At 56.2% G+C, this 21,998-nt stretch carries 16 protein-coding genes, 1 pseudogene and 1 riboswitch; of the genes and pseudogenes, 16 read left to right on the forward strand and 1 reads right to left on the reverse strand.

What is annotated here, in order from left to right; translation table 11 throughout:
- Window positions 1-134 precede the first annotated feature (134 nt).
- The 10 genes from MYS68_RS34585 to MYS68_RS34630 all read left to right on the forward strand — a co-directional run bounded on the left by MYS68_RS34585 (window position 135) and on the right by MYS68_RS34630 (window position 12,017).
- Complete coding sequence (locus tag MYS68_RS34585; RefSeq protein ID WP_248930087.1) at window positions 135-716, forward strand: RNA polymerase sigma factor; 582 nt, start codon at window positions 135-137, stop codon at window positions 714-716.
- Window positions 703-2,451: a DUF4179 domain-containing protein gene (locus MYS68_RS34590; protein WP_248930088.1), complete on the forward strand. Its 1,749-nt coding sequence runs from the start codon at window positions 703-705 to the stop codon at window positions 2,449-2,451. Before MYS68_RS34585 ends, MYS68_RS34590 begins: the two co-directional genes overlap by 14 nt.
- Window positions 2,452-2,669: 218 nt before the next feature.
- Window positions 2,670-3,923 carry an ABC transporter substrate-binding protein gene (locus MYS68_RS34595; protein WP_248930089.1) on the forward strand — a complete coding sequence of 418 codons (1,254 nt, stop codon included), beginning with the start codon at window positions 2,670-2,672 and terminating at the stop codon, window positions 3,921-3,923.
- Between the two features lie 60 nt (window positions 3,924-3,983).
- Window positions 3,984-4,922, forward strand: a complete 939-nt coding sequence (locus MYS68_RS34600) for a carbohydrate ABC transporter permease (RefSeq protein WP_248930090.1) — start codon at window positions 3,984-3,986, stop codon at window positions 4,920-4,922.
- The gene (locus MYS68_RS34605) at window positions 4,919-5,761 is read left to right on the forward strand and encodes a carbohydrate ABC transporter permease (RefSeq protein WP_248930091.1); all 843 of its coding nucleotides are present in this window, start codon (window positions 4,919-4,921) and stop codon (window positions 5,759-5,761) included. Before MYS68_RS34600 ends, MYS68_RS34605 begins: the two co-directional genes overlap by 4 nt.
- A gap of 153 nt (window positions 5,762-5,914) precedes the next feature.
- Complete coding sequence (locus tag MYS68_RS34610; RefSeq protein ID WP_248930092.1) at window positions 5,915-7,189, forward strand: response regulator; 1,275 nt, start codon at window positions 5,915-5,917, stop codon at window positions 7,187-7,189.
- The gene (locus MYS68_RS34615; RefSeq protein ID WP_248930093.1) at window positions 7,179-9,053 is read left to right on the forward strand and encodes a sensor histidine kinase; all 1,875 of its coding nucleotides are present in this window, start codon (window positions 7,179-7,181) and stop codon (window positions 9,051-9,053) included. Before MYS68_RS34610 ends, MYS68_RS34615 begins: the two co-directional genes overlap by 11 nt.
- 347 nt (window positions 9,054-9,400) lie before the next feature.
- The gene (locus tag MYS68_RS34620; protein ID WP_248930094.1) at window positions 9,401-10,210 is read left to right on the forward strand and encodes a uroporphyrinogen-III synthase; all 810 of its coding nucleotides are present in this window, start codon (window positions 9,401-9,403) and stop codon (window positions 10,208-10,210) included.
- 120 nt (window positions 10,211-10,330) lie between these two features.
- Window positions 10,331-11,257: an ABC transporter ATP-binding protein gene (locus tag MYS68_RS34625; protein ID WP_248930095.1), complete on the forward strand. Its 927-nt coding sequence runs from the start codon at window positions 10,331-10,333 to the stop codon at window positions 11,255-11,257.
- Window position 11,258: 1 nt separating this feature from the next.
- Entirely contained in the window at window positions 11,259-12,017 is a 759-nt protein-coding gene (locus MYS68_RS34630; RefSeq protein ID WP_248931110.1) for an ABC transporter permease, read from the forward strand.
- A 74-nt stretch (window positions 12,018-12,091) separates the two neighbouring features.
- On the opposite strand, the gene MYS68_RS34635 is transcribed toward MYS68_RS34630, so the two are convergent.
- Complete coding sequence (locus MYS68_RS34635) at window positions 12,092-13,072, reverse strand: aldo/keto reductase (RefSeq protein WP_248930096.1); 981 nt, start codon at window positions 13,070-13,072, stop codon at window positions 12,092-12,094.
- 569 nt (window positions 13,073-13,641) lie between these two features.
- Window positions 13,642-13,836, forward strand: a riboswitch (cobalamin riboswitch).
- A 272-nt stretch (window positions 13,837-14,108) separates the two neighbouring features.
- Here MYS68_RS34635 and cobT point away from each other — a divergent pair.
- From cobT to MYS68_RS34665, 6 genes and pseudogenes are all read left to right on the forward strand, one after another.
- A pseudogene (gene cobT / locus MYS68_RS34640) lies at window positions 14,109-15,122 on the forward strand (nicotinate-nucleotide--dimethylbenzimidazole phosphoribosyltransferase); the annotation flags it as partial.
- 399 nt (window positions 15,123-15,521) lie between these two features.
- Window positions 15,522-16,199, forward strand: coding sequence for a 5,6-dimethylbenzimidazole synthase (gene bluB / locus MYS68_RS34645; RefSeq protein WP_248931111.1), 678 nt, complete (start codon window positions 15,522-15,524; stop codon window positions 16,197-16,199).
- Between the two features lie 39 nt (window positions 16,200-16,238).
- Window positions 16,239-18,374 carry a precorrin-3B C(17)-methyltransferase gene (gene cobJ / locus MYS68_RS34650; protein WP_248930097.1) on the forward strand — a complete coding sequence of 712 codons (2,136 nt, stop codon included), beginning with the start codon at window positions 16,239-16,241 and terminating at the stop codon, window positions 18,372-18,374.
- A gap of 17 nt (window positions 18,375-18,391) precedes the next feature.
- Window positions 18,392-19,489: a sirohydrochlorin chelatase gene (locus MYS68_RS34655; RefSeq protein ID WP_248930098.1), complete on the forward strand. Its 1,098-nt coding sequence runs from the start codon at window positions 18,392-18,394 to the stop codon at window positions 19,487-19,489.
- 879 nt (window positions 19,490-20,368) lie between these two features.
- Window positions 20,369-21,136, forward strand: coding sequence for a precorrin-6A reductase (gene cobK / locus MYS68_RS34660; protein ID WP_248931112.1), 768 nt, complete (start codon window positions 20,369-20,371; stop codon window positions 21,134-21,136).
- A 153-nt stretch (window positions 21,137-21,289) separates the two neighbouring features.
- Window positions 21,290-21,940 carry a precorrin-8X methylmutase gene (locus tag MYS68_RS34665; protein WP_248930099.1) on the forward strand — a complete coding sequence of 217 codons (651 nt, stop codon included), beginning with the start codon at window positions 21,290-21,292 and terminating at the stop codon, window positions 21,938-21,940.
- Window positions 21,941-21,998: the final 58 nt, after the last annotated feature.

A 21,998-nucleotide genomic window follows, 5' to 3' on the forward strand; every position in this document is an offset into this window, starting at 1 on the left:
ACGGCAGCCGGCCATACTTGAACCGGTTGCCGTTTTTATATCGAAATCGGATTGTATGGATTTTTTGGATTCCATGTGAGAGATTCGCCGATGATTTTCGTCTATACTGTATAGAATTCAAGGAGGCCCGGCAGGTGGAGGAATTTATCGAGCGAAATGAGCGCGATGACGAGAGAGAATGGATACGCCGAGTGCTGGAAGGGCATAAGGAAGATTACGCTTTTCTGGTGAACCGGTACAAAAATAAAATTTACGGGCTTTTGCGGGGGATGGGGGCGGACGATCAGGATGCCCAAGATTTGACTCAAGAAACCTTTATTAGAGCGTATCGCAAGCTGGCTTCGCACGATCCGGGGAAGCGGTTTGCCGCTTGGATTTACGCGATTGCCGCCAACATGCTGAAGGATCTTCAGCGAAAAAAACGCCGCAGCGACGGGCCGGCGGGCTCATTTCCCGAGCTTTCGCCCCGCGACGGTCCCGAGGATGCTCTGCTGCGGGAGGAGCATCGGAGGGAGCTCCACGTTCTGCTGCAAAACCTGCCGCCTAATTACCGGATTGTTCTGCTGCTCCGTTACACGAACGATTTGAGTTATGAAGAGATGAGCGAAGTGCTTAATGTTCCTTTGATCAAAGTTCAAAACGATCTTTACCGCGCCAAAAAAAGATTGAAGCAGCTTATGACAACCGGGGAGGCGATAACCAATGCGATGCCTTAGCGCGGATGAAATGGAAGATTATATACTGGAAACCCCCTCGCCTCAAAAGCAGCAAAAGGCACTGCATATCGACTTCTGTCCCCGCTGCCTGACCCTTTACAGGAAGCGGCTCGAGGAGCAGGAAATCTTGTCGCGGCAGCTGTTTGAGGAAACTCTGCCTGATTCGTTTACCGCCAAGGTGATGGCGATGCTGGCGTTGGAAGATCGGGAGGCCGGGAAGGAGGCAGGGGCGACGCCGGAAACATCGCAGGTGCAGGTTGGGGGTTCCGCAGCAATTCTCACGGAACAGGAACCAAACTGCGACGAGTCCGATAGCTTGGGAGAAAATCGGCGCGCCGCCGAAGGAACGGCCGGGCCTCTTTCTAAAGGCGCGAGCTTTTGGAAGCTCGCACTTGGAGCCGTTTCGCTGCTCCTGATTGCAGGGGCGGCGATATTGTACGCCGTGCCGACGCTGGCCGATACGATCCGGTCGCTTTTTACGCGGGAAAACGCAGACGTCGGGTTGCTGAGGATGCAGGAGTTCGGCTTGGTCGAGCATCCGAATATTATGGTCAAGGACAAAGGTTATACGGTGAAAATCGATGAAGCGGCGGCGGATCCGACACGTGTCATCGTCGCGCTGCAGTTGTTCGGACCGGGCGGAAAGCATGACAGAGACCGGCTTGTTTTAACCGATGGGAACGGCATTTTCATCAAGGATGACCGCGGGGAAGTTGTCGGCAGGATGTACGATATGGGAAGGACCAACGATTTTTATTATCTCGTGGCGTTTTTCCCCGAACCTCTGCAAGCCGACCGGATTACGATCGAAGGGCATCTTGTGCGGCTTGGTGATAAAATGCGCAATATACCCTCTATACAAGGCGATTGGAGCTTTTCGTTCGCCGTCGATATGAAAGAAGCCAAGAAACAAACGGTCGTTACTTCGCTGGCGGGCAGCTATACTACCCCGGACGGCATGACGGTTCGATTGAAGCGGCTGACCCGGATGGTGCAGGGCGTTCGCCTGGAGATGGATACGGAGCTAAGCGAGGAGGCGCTGGCCCGCTCCCCCGGAGAGTTGTGGAAGCAGCAGGGGTTAAGCTTTCACTTTGAGGATATGCAGGGAGAGGAAATTCATAGTGTCAATACAAGAAAATCGCCGTCTAAAGACAGCCTGATGACGCAATCCGGTATCCCCGGCGACAAAACAGGGCTAATGCATTGGAGTTATACGTTCAAATATTTGCCGCAGGACAGTCCCTACAAATTCATATTTGACGGCTATTTCGTTTCGGAGCGCGACGATGCGTCGGTTCAATTCGAGCCATTGCATCTGAAGGAGCGGCCCGTGCCTTTCCGCTTCGACGGCGATGAACTGATGTTACGGGACTTTACTGTGAAGTCACCGCCCGATACGAACAGCAAAGAGACCGAAGGCGCCTTGCATTTTGACGGGAGGCTGCGGAATGAAGATCGTTTCAGCGAATGGATATTAAAAACCCCGGATGGCCGTACCTACACGGTCAGCAAGCGAGGTGCTTCGACAACGGAGGCTTCGAGCTGGAAGGAAGGGCACATCCTCATGGGTGGACCGATGCAGGGAGGTTTATACCAATTTCGTGCCGCTGGTCTTACCCAAATACCGGACCGGCTGCAATTGATCCGCACGGTAGTGGACCGGCGATACACCAATGTGGACTGGGTCATCCCGATAAAAGAAGAAAGCAAAGGCCCCGGGAAATCAGATAAATAAATCAAAGAAGCTTTAAGCGGATGCTGTAAAGAGGAAGTCCTTGCATACCAAGGACTTTTTTGTTGTGCGAAATGCCGTCCAATATTAAGAATTTTCATGTGGCGGCTTAACTTTATTGATTTCCAACATATTCCTCTTGTTTTATAGTTGGTACTGTAAACGCTTCAACTAAGCGAAATTGAATCTGAAGAGGTTTTCGATACCAAGGAGGGATTGTTTTGGTTAAAAAGCTAAGCCTCATCGCGTCGGCTCTTGCCCTGCTGACGACGTCCGCCTGCGCGCCCGAATCGTCTGCGCCGCCCGGGGATAAGGCGCAGCCCTCAGGCAAATCCGCGGCCGAGCAGATCACGGTCACCTGGTGGGATTACATGAATTCCGATGCGATGGTCGGCGCCTTGAACAAAGTGATCGACGATTACCAGAAGTCGCACCCGAACGTAAAGATCGAAAGAACGTACGTACCGTTCGGAGATTTGAAAAACAAGCTGCTGCTCGGCTCCGCCGCGGGTCAGCTGCCCGATATCGTATGGCTGGACAACCCGGATCATCAGGCGTTTGCCGCCGCCGGCGTGCTCGCCGATATTACGCAGGAGGTCAAGGAGTGGGGGCAAGCGGACCAATATTACAAAGGTCCCTGGTCGTCCACGGTGTATAAGGACAAAAATTACGGCATCCCGAACAGCAGCAATAATCTGGCCTTGTTTTACAACGAGGATATGCTGAATGCGGCAGGCGTCAAGCCGCCAACCAACTGGAACGAGCTGAAGGATGCCGCAAAGAAGCTGACCAAGCCGGGCGTGTACGGATTCGCCGCTTCCGCCATTCGAAACGAGCAGGGGACCTTTCAGTTCCTCCCCTTTGTCTGGCAGGCCGGGGCCGATTTGACAAACTTCAACAGTCCGGGCACGGTCGAAGCGGTCAAGCTGTGGAAAGAGATGATTGACAACGGATCGATGTCCAAAGAGGTGATAGGGCAGGATCAACAGGCGACGATGCTTCAGTTCGTTGCCGGCAACGTGGCGATGATGGTCAACGGAACGTGGCAAATTCCGCCGCTGCAGAAGGACGCCAAATTCAAATGGGGCATTGTGCCGCTTCCGGTGAACAAGCAGGGAGGCACGATTTTGGGCGGGGAAAATTGGGCGATCACTTCGACGACAAAACACAAGGACGTAGCTTGGGATATCGTCAAATTCGCCCAGCAGCCGGAATATTTGAAGGCGTTTCTGAAGGCGGCGGGACGGCTGCCGAGCCGGAAAGATCTGATCAAGGACCCGATCTGGCAGGAAGACAAATTAATGAAAATATTCGCCGATACGATGGACGTAGCCAAGGCGAGGGCATACGGCCCCAATTATCCGAAAATTTCCGATGCCGTGCAGGAGATGCTTCAGCAGGTGCTGTCCGGGTACAAATCGCCGGAAGATGCCGTCAAAGAAACCGATGCGAAAATAAAACCGCTCTTGCAATAAAGCGCCGGCGGGAGGAGATCTCGATGTCTTCTCCCGATTTTGCCGAAATGGGGGAGGTCTATGGTAACCAATTCCGCGGCTCATGCGGCCGAAGCGGCGAAAGACAGGCCGGTCAAACGATTCCGGCCGGGCCACTTGAGCAATTATATGTTTGTGCTGCCGGGTGTGCTGTTTATGGTTTGTTTTCTGGTGTTTCCGATCGTGTACAACCTGCTGCTCAGCTTTCAGAACGTTACCCTCCAGAACCTGAAGGGCGCGCATGAGTTTGTCGGTTGGAGCAACTATAGCGCAGTATTTAAGGACGAATTATTCGGAATTTCCTTCAAAAACTCGGCGGTGTTTACCGGAGGCAGCATCGCCGCGCAATTTTTGCTCGGATTTGTGCTGGCTTTGTTTTTCAACCGGAAATTTCCCGGAAGGGACATCCTGCGTTCGGTCATGCTGCTGTCCTGGATGATGCCCATCGTCATTACGGCGACCTTGTTCAAATGGATGCTGTCCGGCGATCACGGCGTTTTCAACCATATTTTGCAGTCCGCAGGCATTCTCGATAAACCGGTGTTTTGGCTCACGGAAGAAAAAACGGCGCTTTGGGGAACCGTCGCTGCGAATATATGGGTGGGCATCCCGTTTAATATGGTCATCCTGCTGTCCGGGCTGCAGGCGATGCCGGACCATCTGTACGAAGCGGCCAAAATCGACGGGGCGGGAAGGCTGCGCCAGTTCGCGAGCATCACCTTGCCGCTGCTTAGGCCGACGATTTTGGTGCTCCTCATGTTGGGGATCATTTATACGTTTAAGGTGTTCGACCTGATTTTCATTATGACCGGGGGAGGGCCCGTTAACGCTTCGACAGTGTTCCCGATGTATGCGTACCGGCTGGCTTTCGTCAACTTTGAATTCAGCCTCGGCGCGGCGGTGTCCAGCGTCATGTTCGGGGTGCTGATCGCATTTGCGGCGGTCTACCTGTGGCTCACGCGGAAGGAGGAGCGGCTATGAAGGAAAAACAAACGTACGACCGCAAAGATTACATCACGGCATGCATCGCCGTTATCCTGACGCTTCTGTTTTTGTTTCCCGTCTATTGGATGATCGTCACGTCGCTTAAGCCGATGGGGGAGCTGTTTGCCAACCCTCCCCACTATATCCCGCAGCAGTTGACCTTCCGCTCCTACATCGACAATTTTATCAAAAACCGCTCGATGCTCGGGTATATGGCCAACAGCTTTATTATCGCAGCCGGAACGATGGCCTTGACGCTGCTGCTCGCCGCGCCGGCGGCTTACGGACTCGCCCGGCTGCCGATAAGGGGAAAGGCGGCCATCCTGATTTTGCTGCTCGCCACCCAGATGCTGCCGAGTATCATGCTGGCGATGCCACTGTTTATCGTTTTTTCCAAAATGCAGCTGATCAACAGCTTTACGGCGCTGATCACAGCCAATACGACGCATTCGCTGCCGTTTGCCATATTGGTGTTGAGGCCTTACTTTCTTTCGGTGCCGGGGGGGCTGGAGGAAGCTGCACTGATCGACGGAAGCAATAAATTCAGCGCGTTCTGGCGGATCGTGCTGCCTCTGGTCAGGCCGGGACTTATGACGGTGGGCGCTTTCAGCTTCCTTTGGGGTTGGGGGGACTTCCTGTTCGCCCTGACGCTGACCTCCAAAGAATCGATCCGGCCGCTGACGATGGGACTTTATAAATTTATCGGACAATACGGCACGGAATGGAACAACCTGATGGCTGTCGCCACGATGGCGGCCGTTCCGATCATTGTGATTTTCATCGTCTTGCAAAAATATATCGTCGGAGGTTTGACCGGCGGTGCGATGAAAGATTAACGGCTGGAACCGGCGTTCCGGCCTGTTTTGTCTGCAAGCACCGCTTGCAGTGCGTTTTCAGTTGGCATTGCAGCCATAATTTTGTAGCATTCAAGGTAGACCGGGCGGCGGACATTTGCGCCCGGAAAACCGCAGGGGAAGGAAGAGGATCGGATGAATATCATGATTGTCGATGACGAATCGATTATCCGCAACGGGCTGGCGAGAGCGATCGGAGAGTTTGCCGGGTTTCGCGTCGTCGGTACGGCCGATGACGGCGAAAGCGCTCTGGAATGGCTGAAGACGGCAAGCATCCTCCCTGATTTGATCATTACGGATATTTTTATGCAGTACATTGACGGTCTCGATTTCATTGAACAGGTTAGCGTTATGTATCCGGATATCAAATTCGTCATTTTATCCGGCCACGGAGAATTTCATTTGGCGCAGAAGGCGATTCATTTGAAGGTTTGCCGTTACATCACCAAGCCGGCGGAAACGGGCGAGCTTTATTCCGTTTTAAGCGGCATGAAGGAGGAACTGGACAAAAACCGCTCCAAACAGCTCGATTTGCTGCGGAGGGAACAGCTTGCGGCGAACGCCGCGCTGTATATCCGAGACAAGCTGCTTTCGGACCTGCTTGAAGGCAGGCTTATTTCCCGGGAGGAGCTGAGCGATTTTGCCGGATGCTTTCCTTTTTCCTTAAACGATCCGATCCTCGGCGGGGTTATCCGCTTGCTTAAGATAGGGCAGGATTTGACGCAGCGGGATGTTTTGCTCTACGGCGTTGCGGTGAAGCAGCTGTTTTCCGAAGCGGTTTTATCGCAAATGAAAGGTTTCGCGATGATGAAGGAGATCGACACGCTCATCTTCGGCATTTTGCCGGAGAATTTTGAAAACGCTTTAGGTGTGGTCATGAGGTTTCCCGATCTATCCGAAAACGTGCTGGGAGTGCCGGTCGCCCTGGAGCTCGGGGAGGAAGCCGGCGGCCTCCTCCACTTAAAATCTTCGGTAGCCGCAGCTCTACGGCGAATGGAAGAGCGCATCTCCCGCCGAATAAGAAGCGAACCCGAGGAACGGGCACAGGAGATCGCTTCTTACAGCGGCAAACCGCACTCCGCGCTGGTTGATAAAGTGATTAAGCATATGAACGACCACTACGGGAACCGCTCGCTCTCCCTGCAGCAGCTTGCCGCCCAGGCGGAAGTCCACCCCAATTATTTGACCCAGGCGTTCCGCCGGCATACGGGACTGTCGTGCATGCAGTTTTTGGCGCGCCTGCGAATGGAGCGGGCCAAGGAGCTTTTGCACGGCACCGATTTGAAAATATGCGAAATCGCCGAGCGGGTCGGGTACGACAATCCGCTTTATTTCAGCACCTATTTTAAAAAATGGGTCGGTAAAAATCCTTCCGCCTACAAGGAGGACGGCCTTAGCCATGACGCTTAACTACATGCTCGGGCGTTTGACTTCCTGGTACCGTACGCTAAGCCGGAGAATCTTCGTTAAACTCATCCTTCTCATCGTCATTCCCAATTTGCTTCTCCTCGCCATCATCAATCAGCTCATGAACAAGCAGATCAAACAAAAAACGGAGGAAATGGACAATACGCTCTATGTGCTGGAGCATGCGGCAAGCCGGGAGATCCGGGCGATTTTCAGCGATGTGACGACGCTCACGAATCAGATTCTGATCGAACCCGACGTTCAGCACATTTTGAAAACCGGTGCGGATGGGGGGAGCGGCCCGGCCAGCGGTTCCCCGACGGACGAGCGGCTGGCGCTCAGGGACAAATATATCCGCCAGGACACGATGCGTTCGATTTTGTCCAGGTACAGGCTTGTTTGGAACAATATTTTTTCCATTGCCGTAATCGATCGGCGCGGCGAAATTTATTTGAACACCTCGGAAAACTACCAATTCGATCATAACGATATGGGCCGTTCTCTGCTGCTGGCGGAAGTGGCGTCACCGGACCAATCGGGGCTGGCCTGGAGCACCAACGACGCGCTCACGAAAAATGCGGACATGATCACGATCGCCCGGAAAATATACGGCGTGGACCAGCCCCGGCAGGTGATCGGCTACGTGGTTGTCAATTTGTCGCTGGAGGCGGTGAGAAGCTCGTTTGAAACCTATAACTATTACGATCAGATGATATTCGGCTTGGTGAATCAGGCGGAAAATACGTGGATGATCTACGACAAGAAAAAAATGACCGGAGGTCACGGCCGATTGTTTTCGGACCGTATGGCAGCGCTGAACGGACATTTGACGCAGCCTGAATTCAGAGGACGGTCCTGGCGGACCGTCGTGATGCAGATGGAAAAACGGGACTATCTGTTTGTCGGGCTGGATGCCGAATATATAAGCGAGACGTCGTCCAGGTTTCGCCGCGAGCTGTATTACGGGTACGTGTTTTTCCTGTTTTTGTCCGTGTTTATTTCCATCCTGGGAACGAAGGTGCTGTCCGCACGCCTCGGAAAATTAAACCAGGCTATGCGCAAATTCGGCCAAGAGCGCTGGGGAACCCGGATCGAGCTGAAAGGAAACGACGAAATCCGCATTATCGGGGATACGTTTAATTCGATGGCTTCCCATATCGAGGGGCTTCTCGTAAGCCTGAAGGAGGAGCAGCGGCTAAAGCGCATTTTTGAACTGCGCGTGTTGGAATATCAAATCAACCCGCATTTTTTGTACAACACGCTCGATTCGATTTATTGGCTGGCGCAGGAAAACAGGCAAAGCAAAATCAGCGAGATGGTCAGCGGTTTGTCCAAGCTGTTCCGGATCATATTAAGCAAGGGAAAGGAAGTCATCTCTTTGCATGAGGAGTTCGAGATGATCCGGATTTATCTGAGCATCCAAAAAATTCGCTTCGAGGAACGGTTCGAGTTTACGCTGAATCTCGAACCGGATATTGCGGAATACCCGATCGGCAAGCTGGTGCTGCAGCCTCTGGTGGAAAATGCGATCGTCCACGGTATAAGGCGGCTAAGGGCCAAGGGACAGATCAGCGTAACCGGCGGCAAAATGCATGATGAAATCGTGCTGGAAATCCGGGATAACGGCATCGGCATGAAGCCGGAGCAGCTCGCTAAGCAGCTCCGGCTGCTGGACGCGGATGTGCTGGAGAATGCCTCCGTTTCCTCCTCCGGCTACGGTATGAAAAACGTCGATTCCCGCTTGAAGATGCTTTTCGGCGGCGAGTATAAAATGACACTGCATTCGAGTGCATCCGGCCGGACGGGAACGACAATCCGGATACATATCAAAGAAACGGCTATGCTGAAAATGAAGTTCGCGTTATAAAAGATAACATGAAAAACTGGAGCGGAAATGGACTGTTGTCCGATTTTTACGAACGATCAATGTTTTTTTATCGATTTCATTCGTATTTATCCGTGTATAAAATGATCTTATGCAAACAATAAGCAATATTTTTCTTGAAATTCGTTAACTTTTCGGCTAATATACAAATAAAGAATATGATGTTAGGAAAGGTGACGTATATGAAAAATATTGCTTACTCCATTTGTTATGTGCCATACTTCTTGGTAGCGTTGGTTTTTTATATTTATCTTTCTTTGAAATCGGAACGTACGGAGTTCGTATCGACTAACTGGTAATTTGGCATCTTTGGGGAAGGGGTATGTCCGGTGCGCAGACTGGAAGGAAAGCGGGTTGCTTTAACGGGGCCGCGAAAGGCGGCGGAGCTGAGCGTGATCGTGGAAAAAATGGGCGGAATTCCGCTCGTCCGTCCCGCGCAGGGGACGGTGGCGATCGAACAGGAGAAGGTGGAGGCGCAAATTCGCCGGCTGCTTGAGGAAGGGGCGGACTGGGTCATCCTGACGACCGGCGTCGGAGCGGAGATGCTTTACGGCGCTGCGGAGAAGATGGGAGCGGCCGAAGCTTTCATCGAGAAGCTGAAGACGATCCGCATCGCCGCCCGGGGCTACAAGACGGTCAAATATTTGCGCAGCCTCGGCCTTGAGCCGGCGGTGCGCGACGATGACGGGACGACCACCGGCATATTGCGGGCTCTGCAGCCTTACGACGTCAAAGGCAAGCGCATCGCGCTCCAGCTGTACGGCGATCATGCGCCGCGGCTTGTGAACTGGCTGAAGGAGCAGGGGGCCGTATTCTACGAAATTTTGCCGTACCTGCACGTGCCGCCGGAGCTGGACATACTTGACAGGCTCATCGCGGAAATCGCGGGCGGCGAGGTGGATGCGGTCACATTCACGAGCACGCCGCAGGTGCGGTATATTATGAGATACGCCCGCGAGCAGGGAACGGCGGATCGGCTTCTCCAAGCGTTCGCCACGGGAACGGTCGCCGTTGCGGTCGGCAAAGTGACCGCCGAGGCGCTTCGCGAGGAGGGCATCGAGCGCATCGTCGCTCCGGAGGAAGAACGGATGGGCAGCATGATGGTGGCGCTCGCTCAATATTACGAGCGGATGGCTTAGATTTATTAGGCAGCGCAGCTTGAATATGCAGGCATAATCGTGCATGATGTGGAGAGTGGTATGACCGCATCATGCGCGATTTTTTTTGCGGAAATAAAATAACAAGGTGGAGACTCGCTTATGAATTCAGCTCCGGTCGTGCGGCTGCACGGCGTAACAAAGCGGATCGGTTCGCGGACGATCGTGGACGGATTGTCCTTCGAAGTTATGCCCGGCGAAGTATTCGGCTTTCTCGGGCCGAACGGCGCCGGCAAAACGACGACCATCCGCATGATGGTCGGACTGATCTCGATCACCTCGGGCGAGGTGTTGATCAAAGATCTCAGCGTGCAAAAGCAGTTCGAACAGGCGATGCTCCACGTCGGAGCGATCGTGGAAAACCCCGAGCTGTACAAGTTTATGACCGGGTACCAAAATCTCATTCATTTTGCCCGGATGATCCCCGGCGGAATAGATAAGGAGAGGATCGATGAAGTCGTCCGGCTCGTCGGACTGGAGCAGCGCATCCACGACAAAGTGAAGACGTACTCGCTCGGCATGAGGCAGCGGCTGGGCGTCGCCCAGGCGGTGCTGCATCGCCCGTCCGTGCTTATTTTGGACGAGCCGACCAACGGGCTCGATCCCGCCGGCATCCGCGAGCTGCGCGACTATTTGCGCGGGCTGGCCCGGGAAGAGGGACTCGCCGTGATCGTGTCGAGCCATCTGCTTTCCGAAATGGAGCTGATGTGCGACCGCATCGCGATCATTCAAAACGGCAAGCTGCTCGATGTGCGTTCCTTCAAGGAAACGCGGCAGGATGAAGAGGCGCTTGACGTGCGCTTCGAAGTGGACAGGCTTGATCAGGCTTGCACGATAGCGGAGGCCGCAACGGGAGGCAAGGTGAACGGCGGCGAAGGCGCGTTTACGGTGCGGCTGACCCGCCGGCAAATCGCGCGGCTGAACGCCGATCTGGTGGGAGCGGGCATCGGGGTGTTCGCCATCCATACGATGACCAAAACGCTGGAGGATCAGTTCCTCGAGGTGACGAGGGGGAATCGCATTGTTTAATATGGCGGAGCTTGTTCGCAACGAAAATATGAAAATTTATTTGCGGACCCGAACGTGGATTATGATCGCTATGCTTCCGGTCATCCTGCTCGGATTCGCCGTGATGATGAAATTTATCGTCAAAATGACCCCCGGCGGCGCGTTTGATTTCATGGCGATGGGCAGTCATTTGTCCACGCTGGCGTTTATTTTTTCGGTGATCGTGGCCGGAGACATCGTCGCCTCCGAATTTACGTGGGGAACGGTCAAGCTGCTGCTCATCCGCCCGGCCAGCCGCAGCAAAATTTTGCTGGCCAAATATATCGCCGTGATCTTGTTTATGGTTACCCTGCTTGCCGTGCTGTTCGTCAGCTCGTATTTTATCGGGCTGCTGTTTTTCGGAATCGGCGTTTCCGGCCCGGATGACGGACTCGGACGTATCGCGGCCGGGTACGGCTTTAAGCTTGTCGATACGCTGATGTCGGTGACGCTGGCGTTTATGATTTCCTCCGCGTTCCGCAGCAGCTCGCTGGCCATCGGCTTGTCGATGTTCCTGATGTTTACTGCGGAGCCGGCGGTTGGCGTGCTTTCGATGCTGCAGTACAGCTGGGTAAAATACGTACTGTTCGCCAACACGAACCTGGAGCCGTATTTTTACGGCGGAAAGCCGCTGCTGCCGGGGATGTCGCTCGGGTTTTCCGTGGCGATGCTCGTTATATATTGGGTTGTTTTTTATGCGGTCGCCTGGGCGCTGTTTACGAAGCGAGATGTCGCCGGGTAGAGAAAAACGACAAAACGCCAAGCCATGACATATGGGCTTGGCGTTTCTGCTTCGGACAAGGTTTGCGGTTTCGTTTACCAGGCGTAAGCTTTGGGGGCTTCTCCTCCGGGCCCCGGGAAAATCTCGTCCAGCCGCTTCAGCACGTCCTCGTCCAGCTTCAGCTCCACGACGCGCAGCGTGTTTTGGAACTGCTCCAGCGTGCGGGGGCCGATGATCGGCGCGGTCATGGCCGGATGCACGAGCGTCCAGGCGAGCGCCACGTTGGCTTCGCTCTCGCCGAGCTCCCGGCAAAGCTTGCCGAACGCCTCCAATTGGCCGCGATGCCGCTCCACCCGCTCCACGCTGCGCGCGCTTCTTGAACCCTGCGCCGGGTTCAAGGCGTTGCCGCCAAGAAGGCCCCCGTCGAGCGGGCTCCAGGCGATGACGCCGATGCCGTGCTCTTCGGCGGCGGGGAGCACTTCGAGCTCCGGCAGGCGGCAGAGCAGGCTGTATTTATGCTGCTCGGATACGAGGCCGAGGAAATGGCGGGCTTTGGCTTCGTATTGCGCTTTGACCAGGTCGCGTCCGGCGAAATTGCTGGCCCCGACGTAGCTGATTTTACCTTGTGCTATATGGGTTTGAAAAGCGTTCCACAATTCGTCCCACGAGACGTTGCGGTCGACATGGTGCATTTGGTACAGCTCGATATGGTCGGTTTGCAGCCGGCGCAGCGACGCCTCCAGGTGGCGGCGGATTTTGTAAGCGGATAACCCGCGCGGCGCGTTGGGGCCGTCGTTCGGATCTTCCATATCGCCGTACACCTTGGTGGCAAGCACGACCTTCTCCCGGCGTCCGCCGCCCTGGGCGAACCAGCGACCGATGATTTCCTCCGTTTTGCCGCGGGCTCCCGGGCCGCCGTATACGTTGGCCGTATCGAAGAAGTTGACTCCGGCGTCGAGCGCGGCGTCCATAATCCGGTACGCTTCCTTCTCGTCGGTATCGACGCCGAAGTTCATCGTGCCGAGGCACAGCCTGCTCACCTTAAGTCCCGATTTTCCGAGATAAGCATATTCCATAACCAAACCTCCTCAGGAAATATCTTCAATTCCATCATACGCGGACCGGCCTGTTTCTTAAAGTACGCAAATGCAGTAAAGATAGTGTCGCCGGGGATATTTAGTCACTTGAAGGTGAGTGCCGATCCATGCCCGAGGCGTTGCGTTAACCGACTTGCGTGGCGGTGACTGAACGGCGGGGGCAGCCCGCTTGTGTAAGATGTTATCAGCTTAAGCGGGAATATAGAGGAACTGAGGTTCGCTAAGTGGGCCGATTTCGATCATTTTTGGAAATTAGCGGAACTCAGATGTGTTATTTGCCTGTTTGCTCTATACAATTGCCATTTTCCACCGATTTAGCGCATCTCAGTTCCTCTATTTTTTCAGATATATCATTTTCCGGCAAATAGCGAACGTGAGTTCCTTTATTTTGTGAGCGCTGAGCCGCCCGCGATTTCGTGCGAACGCCTTACTCTGGCTGCAGTGTCCTGTCGAAGGAAGCTCGCTTCTATCGCTAGGTGGGGAGGTTTTAGCAAAATACGGTGGACGCTTTTCCGAAGTTCGTGGTATATTTTAAGCACAAAATCGAATATATTTTTTTGGGAATGGGTGTCGAGTTTATCGGACTCGACTTAATAGGGAAACCGGTGAAAATCCGGTACGGTCGCGCCACTGTAAGCGAGGAGCCGCTCCGAACGCCACTGTTTCGATCTGCGAAATGGGAAGGCAAGGGGCAATGGCCATGATCCGCAAGTCAGGAGACCTGCCTGTTCCGACAGCACCATTGGAACCTACGCGTAATTAGGGAGGTGTAAGGCGGCAGTGCAGCTCTGTCCGGCTTGTCGAGCAGACAAGTTTTTGCGGCGGGAGCACGACTTTGCTAACTTATACGTATTTCTTGAGCGCTGGGCATCTCCAATGGAGGTGCCTTTTTTCATGGGCAAAAGGGGCTTCCTCCGTGCGGTTCGACGAGAAAGGCGGAGAGGCGTTTGGCTTAAAAGTGTGGGCTGCTGCATGCTGTACCCAGTAAACAGGAAGGAAGATCGTCTTGGAGACATTGACGAAGGTACTGGACCGGATCGGACGGTTGGATTCGGTGGCGATGCGCCGCATGCGCATGCGTATGAACGATTTGACGAAGCCGCCGGGCAGCTTGGGTGCGCTGGAGGACATCGCGGTGGCGCTTGCCGGCATTCAGGCGACCGACAAGCCGCAAATCGGACGAAAAGCGATTGTTGTCATGTGCGGCGATCACGGGGTGACGGAAGAGGGCGTCAGCGCCTATCCTGCCTCGGTGACAGGGCTTATGATCGGCAATTTTGCCCGGGGGGCGGCAGCGGTCAATGTGCTTGCGCGGCTGACCGGGGCGCAGGTGCGGGTGGTCGATGTCGGCAGCCGTCTGGAGGAGGCGCCGGAAGGAATCGAATCGCGCCGGGTGCGCGGAGGAACCGCCAATATGGCCCTTGGTCCGGCGATGTCCCGGCGCGAGGCAGCGGAGGCGATCCGCATCGGTATTGAAACGGCCGAGGCGCTGGCGGACGGAGGCGCTGCGATGATCGGCCTCGGCGAAATGGGCATCGGCAACACGACCCCGAGCACGGCGATGGCGGCGGTGTTCACCGGGAGGCCGGTGCGCGAGCTGACAGGACGCGGGACGGGGCTGGACGATGCGGCGCTGGAGGCGAAGGCGCAAGTGATCGAGCGGGCGATCCGCGTGAATGCGCCGGATGCGTGCGACGTGATCGACGTCATCGCGAAGGTCGGCGGGCTCGAAATCGCCGGGCTGGCCGGCGTCATTCTCGGTGCGGCGTCGCGCCGCCTCGCGGTCGTCGTCGACGGCGTCATTACCGGTGCCGCCGCCTTGGCTGCGTACAGGCTGGAGCCGCGCTGCCGCGATTTCATGTTCGCCTCGCATGTATCGGCGGAGCCTGCGCACCGCGTTATGCTCGAGGAGCTGGGCCTTGCTCCTGCGCTTCACCTGGGCATGAGGCTCGGCGAGGGGACGGGAGCGGCGCTTGCTTTTCCGCTGTTCGATGCGGCTGTGCGCCTCGCGGAAGAGATGGCGACGTTCGCCGATCTCGGACTTCCGAGCCCCGCTCCGGAGCCGGAGGAGTACGCGCTCTATCCGGCGCCGCACGTACGGGAGGTGTATCGGGGCAGCAAGATACTTGCCGCCGGGTCCGGGGAGCGCGGGATGGCTTCGGGGCCGGACGGCGGTTCGCCGTTGGCCGAAGCGGAGCGGAAGGCAGCCGCGGCGATGGAGGGCGATCCGTTCGGCGGACAGGCGGCGGATCGGCCGGTTGCGGAAGCAAGGCGTGATCAGTCTGATGGGCACGGAATGGGAGCGGCAGCCGCCGGGATGTTCGGGGGTGCTTCGGCTGACGCCTCGTTTGGCGTTGGCGAAGCGGGACAGCCGATCGCCGGCGCGCAGGCGAAAGAGGCCGATCCGGCCGGAAGCGCCGCGCCAATAATCGCACCGGCGCCGGGAGGCGCTGCTGCGGCCCATCCCTTTACCGCCGCCGAGAAAGCGGCGGTGTACAAAGCGATCGAGCAGCGGAGGGACATCCGCTCGTTCCGCCCGGATCCGCTGCCGGAGGAGCTGCTGCTCCGGCTTCTGCAGGCGGCGCATCATGCGCCGTCGGTCGGATTTATGCAGCCGTGGAATTTTATCGTCGTGAAGTCGCAGGAGACGAAGGAGCGGCTGCGCCAGGCCGCGGACAAAGAGCGGCGGGCGCTGCTGCTCCATTACGAAGGCGAGCAGGCGCAAAAGTTTGCCCGGCTGAAGATCGAAGCGCTCACGGAAGCGCCGATCACGCTGTGCGTGACGCTGGACCCGACGCGGGGCGGCCTGCACGTACTCGGGCGCAATTCGATTCCGGAAACGGATCTCGCCTCCGTTTCCTGCGCGATTCAAAATTTATGGCTGGCTGCTCGAGCCGAGGGGCTTGCGGTCGGGTGGGTCAGCTTTTATAAAAAGCAGGATATTCGCCACATTCTCGATATACCGCCGCACATCGATCCGGTGGCGCTTCTCTCGGTCGGTTATACGGACGAATTTCCGGAGAAGCCGCTGCTCGAGACGGCCAATTGGCGCAAGCGGCTTGATCTGAAGGAGCTTATTTACGCCGAGCGTTGGGGAGAAAAGTGATTTTGCGAACGGGGAATTTGATAGAAGGAGGGATTTGCGATGGCTGAAAAAAGAGGCAAGCTGCTCATCATCGGGTTCGGGCCGGGATCGTTCGAGCATATTACCGAGCGGGCGCGGAAAGCGATTGAGGAGAGCGAGGTCATAATCGGGTACAACACGTACGTTGACCTGATCCGCGGGCTGCTGACCGATCAGGAAATCGTCCGTACAGGTATGACGGAGGAGGTGAGCCGTGCCCAGGAAGCGGTCCGGCAGGCGGAAATGGGCAAAAAGGTAGCCGTCATTTCGAGCGGCGACGCCGGAGTGTACGGCATGGCCGGCCTCGTCTACGAGGTGCTGATCGGGAAGCGGTGGAACCCTGCGAACGGGGTGGAAGTCGAGGTCATTCCCGGCATTTCGGCGATCAATTCGTGTGCGTCCTTGCTTGGGGCGCCGGTTATGCACGACGCGTGCACGATCAGCCTGAGCGACCATTTGACGCCGTGGGAGCTTATCGCGAAGCGGGTTGAAGCCGCGGCGGCCGCCGACTTTATCATCGCGCTGTACAATCCGCGCAGCGGCCGGCGCACCCGGCAGATCGTGGAGACGCAGCGGATATTGCTGAGGCACCGCTCGCCGGATACGCCGGTCGGCCTGGTCAAAAGCGCATACCGCGACCGTCAGCAAGTCGTTATGACGACGCTTGGGGCGATGCTGGATCACGATATCGGGATGCTGACGACTGTCATTATCGGCAACTCGACGACGTTCATGTACGAGGGTTTGATGATTACGCCGCGCGGCTACCAGAGAAAGTATACGCTCGACTCGGCCGAGCAACCTTTAAGACCGCATGAGAGGCTGCGCACGGAAGCGGAGCCGTGGTCGCTGAACGCGCAGGAGGAAGGCTGGGAGCGCGAAGAGGACGAAGAGGCGGCTATCGGCGCGGACTGGAGTACAGATGGATCGTCCGGTTCGCCGGTAGGCGCCGGCGCGGAACAATGGCACGGCGCTGCAGGCGAATGGTCGGGAACGGCGGTGTCTGCCGGCGTGCGGGGGCGCGCGCGGGAAGCGGCTCTGCTGCGGATGCCGTCTGCTGCGGCGGTTTTGCCGCAGCCATCGGAAAATGCGGCCGCAGAGGGGAATGCCGCCGGAGCCGGGCTTTTCGGCGCCGCCCCGGCCGCATACGCTTTATCCCCGGCCCCGGATGCGCCGGGAGTGGACAGGCCGGATCGGATTTCGCCGGCGGCTTCGGCTCCATCGGTCGGCGCGGACTTCAGGAGCGATGCGGGACGACCGATCGGCAGCTCTGCCGCGGTCGCTTCCGCGGACGGTACTGCGATGGCGGGCCCGGACCTCCGGGGAGAGGCAGGGAGGTCGTCCGGCAGCGGTGAGGCGATCGCTTCCGCGGCCGGTACTGCACAGCAGGCGCCGATGAAGCCTGCGGCTTTGGCGATGGAAGCGCTCGGGCTGCTTGCGGCGAAAGGGATTGTCTCCGGCGGTTATGCCGCCGCAGCGGTTTCGCCGCCCGGTGCGGCCCGCAAGCCGCAGGCGATCTTTGAGCTTGGCGTCGCCCCCGGCATCGCCAGCAAAAAATACAGCGCCCGTCAAATGGCGCTGCTCGCAGAGCTGGTCGGCGAGGAAGGTGAAATGGAGTACACGCCGCATCACCAGATTATCCTGCGTATCGCGACCGAACAACCTTCGGCCATTGTGGCGCGCCTCAAAGCGATAAAGCTGCTTGTTTTCCCGATCGGCGATGTGGCGCAGATCAAGGCGTGCGATTTTTGCAATCTGGAGAAAGACGATGCGATTCCGGTGGCGGAGGAGCTGAACCGGGCCATCGGCGGCTTAAAGGCGCCGAAGGAATTTAAGGTCGGGGTGAACGGCTGCGGCATGGCCTGCTACGGCGCGGTGCTCGAAGACGTCGGCATCGTGTACCGCCGGGGAGCTTACGATTTGTTCCTCGGGGGCAAATCGATCGGGCGTAACGCCCACGCGGCGCAGCCGGTGGCGGAAGGCATCTCCGCTGAGGAAATCGTGCCGACAATCGAGCGGATTTTTCAGGAATATACGGAAAAAGGGCATCCGAACGAACGGTTTCACAAATTTTTCAAACGGGTCGGTAAGGTCGCAGGCTTTGAGCATCGGGACCACGTTTCGCCGGTCCAGGTGGACGCCGTTTGCGGCGATTGATGAGGGGGAATAACGGGATGGAAGCTATTTTGCTCGTCGGACACGGCAGCCGCGATCCGGAAGGAAACGAGGAATTGCTGCGTTTTGCCGATATGGTTCGCGCGAAGGCGCCGCAGGTTGTCATTGAAACGTGTTTTTTGGAGTTTGCAAACCCGACGATCGATAAGGGTATCACCCGGTGCGTGGAGCAGGGGGCGACGCGGGTCGTGCTGGTGCCGATCATTTTGTTTGCGGCGGGGCACGCGAAGATTCATATTCCGGATGCAATCGATCATGCAAAATTGAAATATCCGGAGGTTCAGTTTGCATACGGTCGCCCGATCGGCGTTCACCAGAAGGTGATCAATATTTTGAAATCGCGTCTTGCGGAATCTGGATATTTGGCCGGGCCTCAGGACGGAGAGCGCGATCCGCATACGGCGGTGCTTATTTTGGGACGGGGCAGCAGCGATGGGGATGCGAACAGCGATTTTTACAAAATGGCGCGTCTGTTCTGGGAACAGGTGCCGGTCAAATGGACGGAAAGCTGTTTTATCGGAGTGACGGAGCCTTCGTTTGAGGAGGGGCTGGAGCGCTGTCTGCAGCTTGGTGCCAAAACCATTTACGTGCTGCCGTATTTCCTGTTCACGGGAGTGCTGATCAAGCGCATCGAGCAGATGACCGCCGATTTCGCGGCGCGTCATGCCGACCGTAAAGTCGTGCTGGCCGACTATTTCGGGTTTCACCCCCAGCTTGCCGAAGTGCTGCTGGACCGCGTTTCCGAGGCGTTCGAAGGCCGAGCGTTCATGAACTGCGACATGTGTAAATACCGCCTGGAGGCGGCCGCGCATATGGAACATCACCATCATCATCATGACGGGCACGACCATGCCCATGGCCATGACCACTCGCATGGACATAATCATGAACACGGTCACGGCCACTTGCATGAACACGATCACTCGCATGACCACGAGCATGGACATAAACATGAGCATGATCATGACCACGGGCACGATCACGAGCACGACCATGCCCATGGGCATGATCATGGTTCCGAGCACGCTCACGGACATGACCACTCGCATGAACACGCCGATAAGCAAGAAAATCAAGTGTATGCGCGTAAGCGATAACTCCGACAAAGAACTTAAACGAAACGGTATGGCCGGAAGACAGCCTAGTAAAATGATCTAAAAATATTACAACCATAATGATTCGGTTATGGTGTATCTTATTGACTCGGTCCATTCGTTAATTTGTGTGATTTTTCGAATACAATAGTTGCGACTGACGCAAAAAGAAAATTTATATCTAATTTTTCATATATATTGCTCGATCTTACCGTCCTATGGCATGAATGTATATGATTTTTCATGTATGTTGTTTTGTTTAACGATCCTTGTGTAACTTTTATACGATTTTTCATACATAATCCACACGTAGAATCGTCGATAAAAACCAAATCCGGTACCGGAATTTCCGTTTGCTGCATTCGCGGTCCATGCATGTGACGGCAATAGCGGCACGGATGTCCGTTTTGTGAGTCACTAGATAGTAACATTAATTCAGGATCGATCTACTAGATTAGCTCCGTCGCATACCAGTGGGAAAAACTGCAGTTAATTTATATATCCTAACACACTTCAATCGATCAAATGGAATTTCTCCAGTTGATTTTGAGGTTTCCCCGCGAAATTTTCCGGAACTCGCCGATTAACTGGAGGTTTTACATCTAAGCATGCGTTTGAGCGGGGTTTGGCCAAATTAGACGGATGTGTCCGGTAAGCGGCTGCAATCCGGCGGTAAAGCGGGGGGTGGACAGCAGCAACGTTCGAAACGGATCGTACTGCACCCCCGTGCGGCGGAACATCCGCAGCAGAAATAACGTCACCTGAGTCCGTTACGTTCGAAGAATCGCCAAAATTATGCAAATAGAGTTCCATTGTGTCAATACAACGTACGTTACCGTGCGCAAGGAGACCTCGGTATTACCTACGTAAGGAGGAAACATGATGATCTTTATGCTTTGCGGCACGAGCGACGCGAGGGAGCTCGCCGTGCGCATCCGGCAGAGCGGCGCGGCGCTGCTGACGTCGGTGGTGACGGACAGCGCCGCCAAAAGCCTGCAGGAGGAAGGGCTGCAGGTGCGGACCGGCCGCCTGACCGAAGACGAGATGGTGCGACTGCTCGCCGAAGGAGGCTACCGCGCTGTGGTCGACGCGAGCCATCCGTTTGCCGAGGAGGCGCACCGCAATGCGATGCAGGCGGCCAGACGCGCCGGCATCCCGTACATCCGCTACGAGCGGGCCTCGCTCGTATACGACAACCATCCCCGGCTCACCGTGGTGCCGGGGTATGAGGAGGCGGCGCTTGAAGCGAAGCGCCGCAAAGGCTCCGTCATGCTGACCACGGGGAGCAAGACGCTGCATATTTTCGCCCGGCACCTGCTGGGCGATCCCGACATCCGCCTCGTCGCACGCATGCTGCCGAGGCGCGATAACATGGAGAAATGCGAGGAGCTCGGCATCGAGCATAAAAACATCGTCGCGATGCAGGGACCGTATTCCCGCGAGCTGAATAGCGCGCTTTACCGGCAGTTCGGCACGACGCTTATGATTACGAAGGAAAGCGGCAAAGTCGGCGCCGTCGACGATAAGGTGGAAGCAGCGCTTGAAATGGGCATCGACGTGATTATCATTTCGCGGCCGGAGATCGAATTCGGCACAGTATTTACAGAGTACGAAGGCGTGCTGGAGCAGCTTAAGACGATTATCGCGTAAAAGGCGGCGAAAGCGGCGATACCGGCGAAGTGAACGTCAGCCCCGACGAAAAAGCGAACGCGTTCGCTTTTGTTACCGGATGCCTGCCGCCGCATGAATAGGTATTTTGATCATAGGGCCCTTTTTGTAAAAATGAAAGAGAGGACAAGCCAAATGGATTTCAAAACGGAATTCAAGCCGCTGACGATTCAGCCGCAGGAAATCGAAGATAAAAGCTTCCAGATCATTACCGAGGAGCTCGGGGAGCATCCTTTTACGGAGGAGCAGTACCCGGTGGTGCAGCGCGTCATTCACGCTTCGGCGGATTTTGAGCTCGGGCGCAGCCTCGTATTCCACCCGCGAGCGATAGAGGCGGGCATCGCCGCGATCCGGGGAGGCGAAACGGTCGTGGCCGACGTGCAAATGGTGCAGGTCGGGGTCAGCAAAGACCGCATCCGCAAATACGGCGGAGACGTGAAAGTGTACATCTCCGATCCCGACGTGATGGAGGAGGCGAAGCGGCTTAACACGACGCGCGCAATCATTTCGATGCGCAAAGCTTCGCGCGAAGCGGAAGGCGGCATTTACGCGATAGGCAACGCACCGACGGCGCTGCTCGAGCTGATCCGGCTCGTCAAAGACGGGCTCGCGAAACCAAGTCTCGTCATCGGCATGCCGGTCGGCTTCGTGTCGGCGGCGGAATCGAAGGACGAGCTGCGCAAGCTCGATATTCCGTTCATTACGAATATCGGTCGCAAAGGCGGAAGCACCATCGTCGTGGCGGCGCTGAACGCGCTGTCGATTATGGCGGACAAACGGGGTTAACGGGATTAACGAAGCGAATCGATGCCGGGGCACGAGCCGGGACGAGGAGTCAGCATAA

Origin of the sequence: Paenibacillus hamazuiensis, assembly GCF_023276405.1 — a bacterium.
In the GTDB taxonomy this organism is placed as follows: domain Bacteria; phylum Bacillota; class Bacilli; order Paenibacillales; family NBRC-103111; genus Paenibacillus_AF; species Paenibacillus_AF hamazuiensis.

What these genes read in the sequence shown, in the direction of transcription:
- MYS68_RS34625 (WP_248930095.1), top strand. Translation starts at nt 10,331, where the DNA reads ATGAATTCAGCTCCGGTCGTGCGGCTGCACGGCGTAACAAAGCGGATC.
- MYS68_RS34655 (WP_248930098.1), top strand. Translation starts at nt 18,392, where the DNA reads ATGGAAGCTATTTTGCTCGTCGGACACGGCAGCCGCGATCCGGAAGGA.
- MYS68_RS34590 (WP_248930088.1), top strand. Translation starts at nt 703, where the DNA reads ATGCGATGCCTTAGCGCGGATGAAATGGAAGATTATATACTGGAAACC.
- MYS68_RS34665 (WP_248930099.1), top strand. Translation starts at nt 21,290, where the DNA reads ATGGATTTCAAAACGGAATTCAAGCCGCTGACGATTCAGCCGCAGGAA.
- MYS68_RS34615 (WP_248930093.1), top strand. Translation starts at nt 7,179, where the DNA reads ATGACGCTTAACTACATGCTCGGGCGTTTGACTTCCTGGTACCGTACG.
- cobK (WP_248931112.1), top strand. Translation starts at nt 20,369, where the DNA reads ATGATCTTTATGCTTTGCGGCACGAGCGACGCGAGGGAGCTCGCCGTG.
- MYS68_RS34605 (WP_248930091.1), top strand. Translation starts at nt 4,919, where the DNA reads ATGAAGGAAAAACAAACGTACGACCGCAAAGATTACATCACGGCATGC.
- MYS68_RS34635 (WP_248930096.1), bottom strand. Translation starts at nt 13,072, where the DNA reads ATGGAATATGCTTATCTCGGAAAATCGGGACTTAAGGTGAGCAGGCTG.
- cobJ (WP_248930097.1), top strand. Translation starts at nt 16,239, where the DNA reads ATGGCTGAAAAAAGAGGCAAGCTGCTCATCATCGGGTTCGGGCCGGGA.
- MYS68_RS34630 (WP_248931110.1), top strand. Translation starts at nt 11,259, where the DNA reads ATGGCGGAGCTTGTTCGCAACGAAAATATGAAAATTTATTTGCGGACC.
- MYS68_RS34600 (WP_248930090.1), top strand. Translation starts at nt 3,984, where the DNA reads ATGGTAACCAATTCCGCGGCTCATGCGGCCGAAGCGGCGAAAGACAGG.
- MYS68_RS34610 (WP_248930092.1), top strand. Translation starts at nt 5,915, where the DNA reads ATGAATATCATGATTGTCGATGACGAATCGATTATCCGCAACGGGCTG.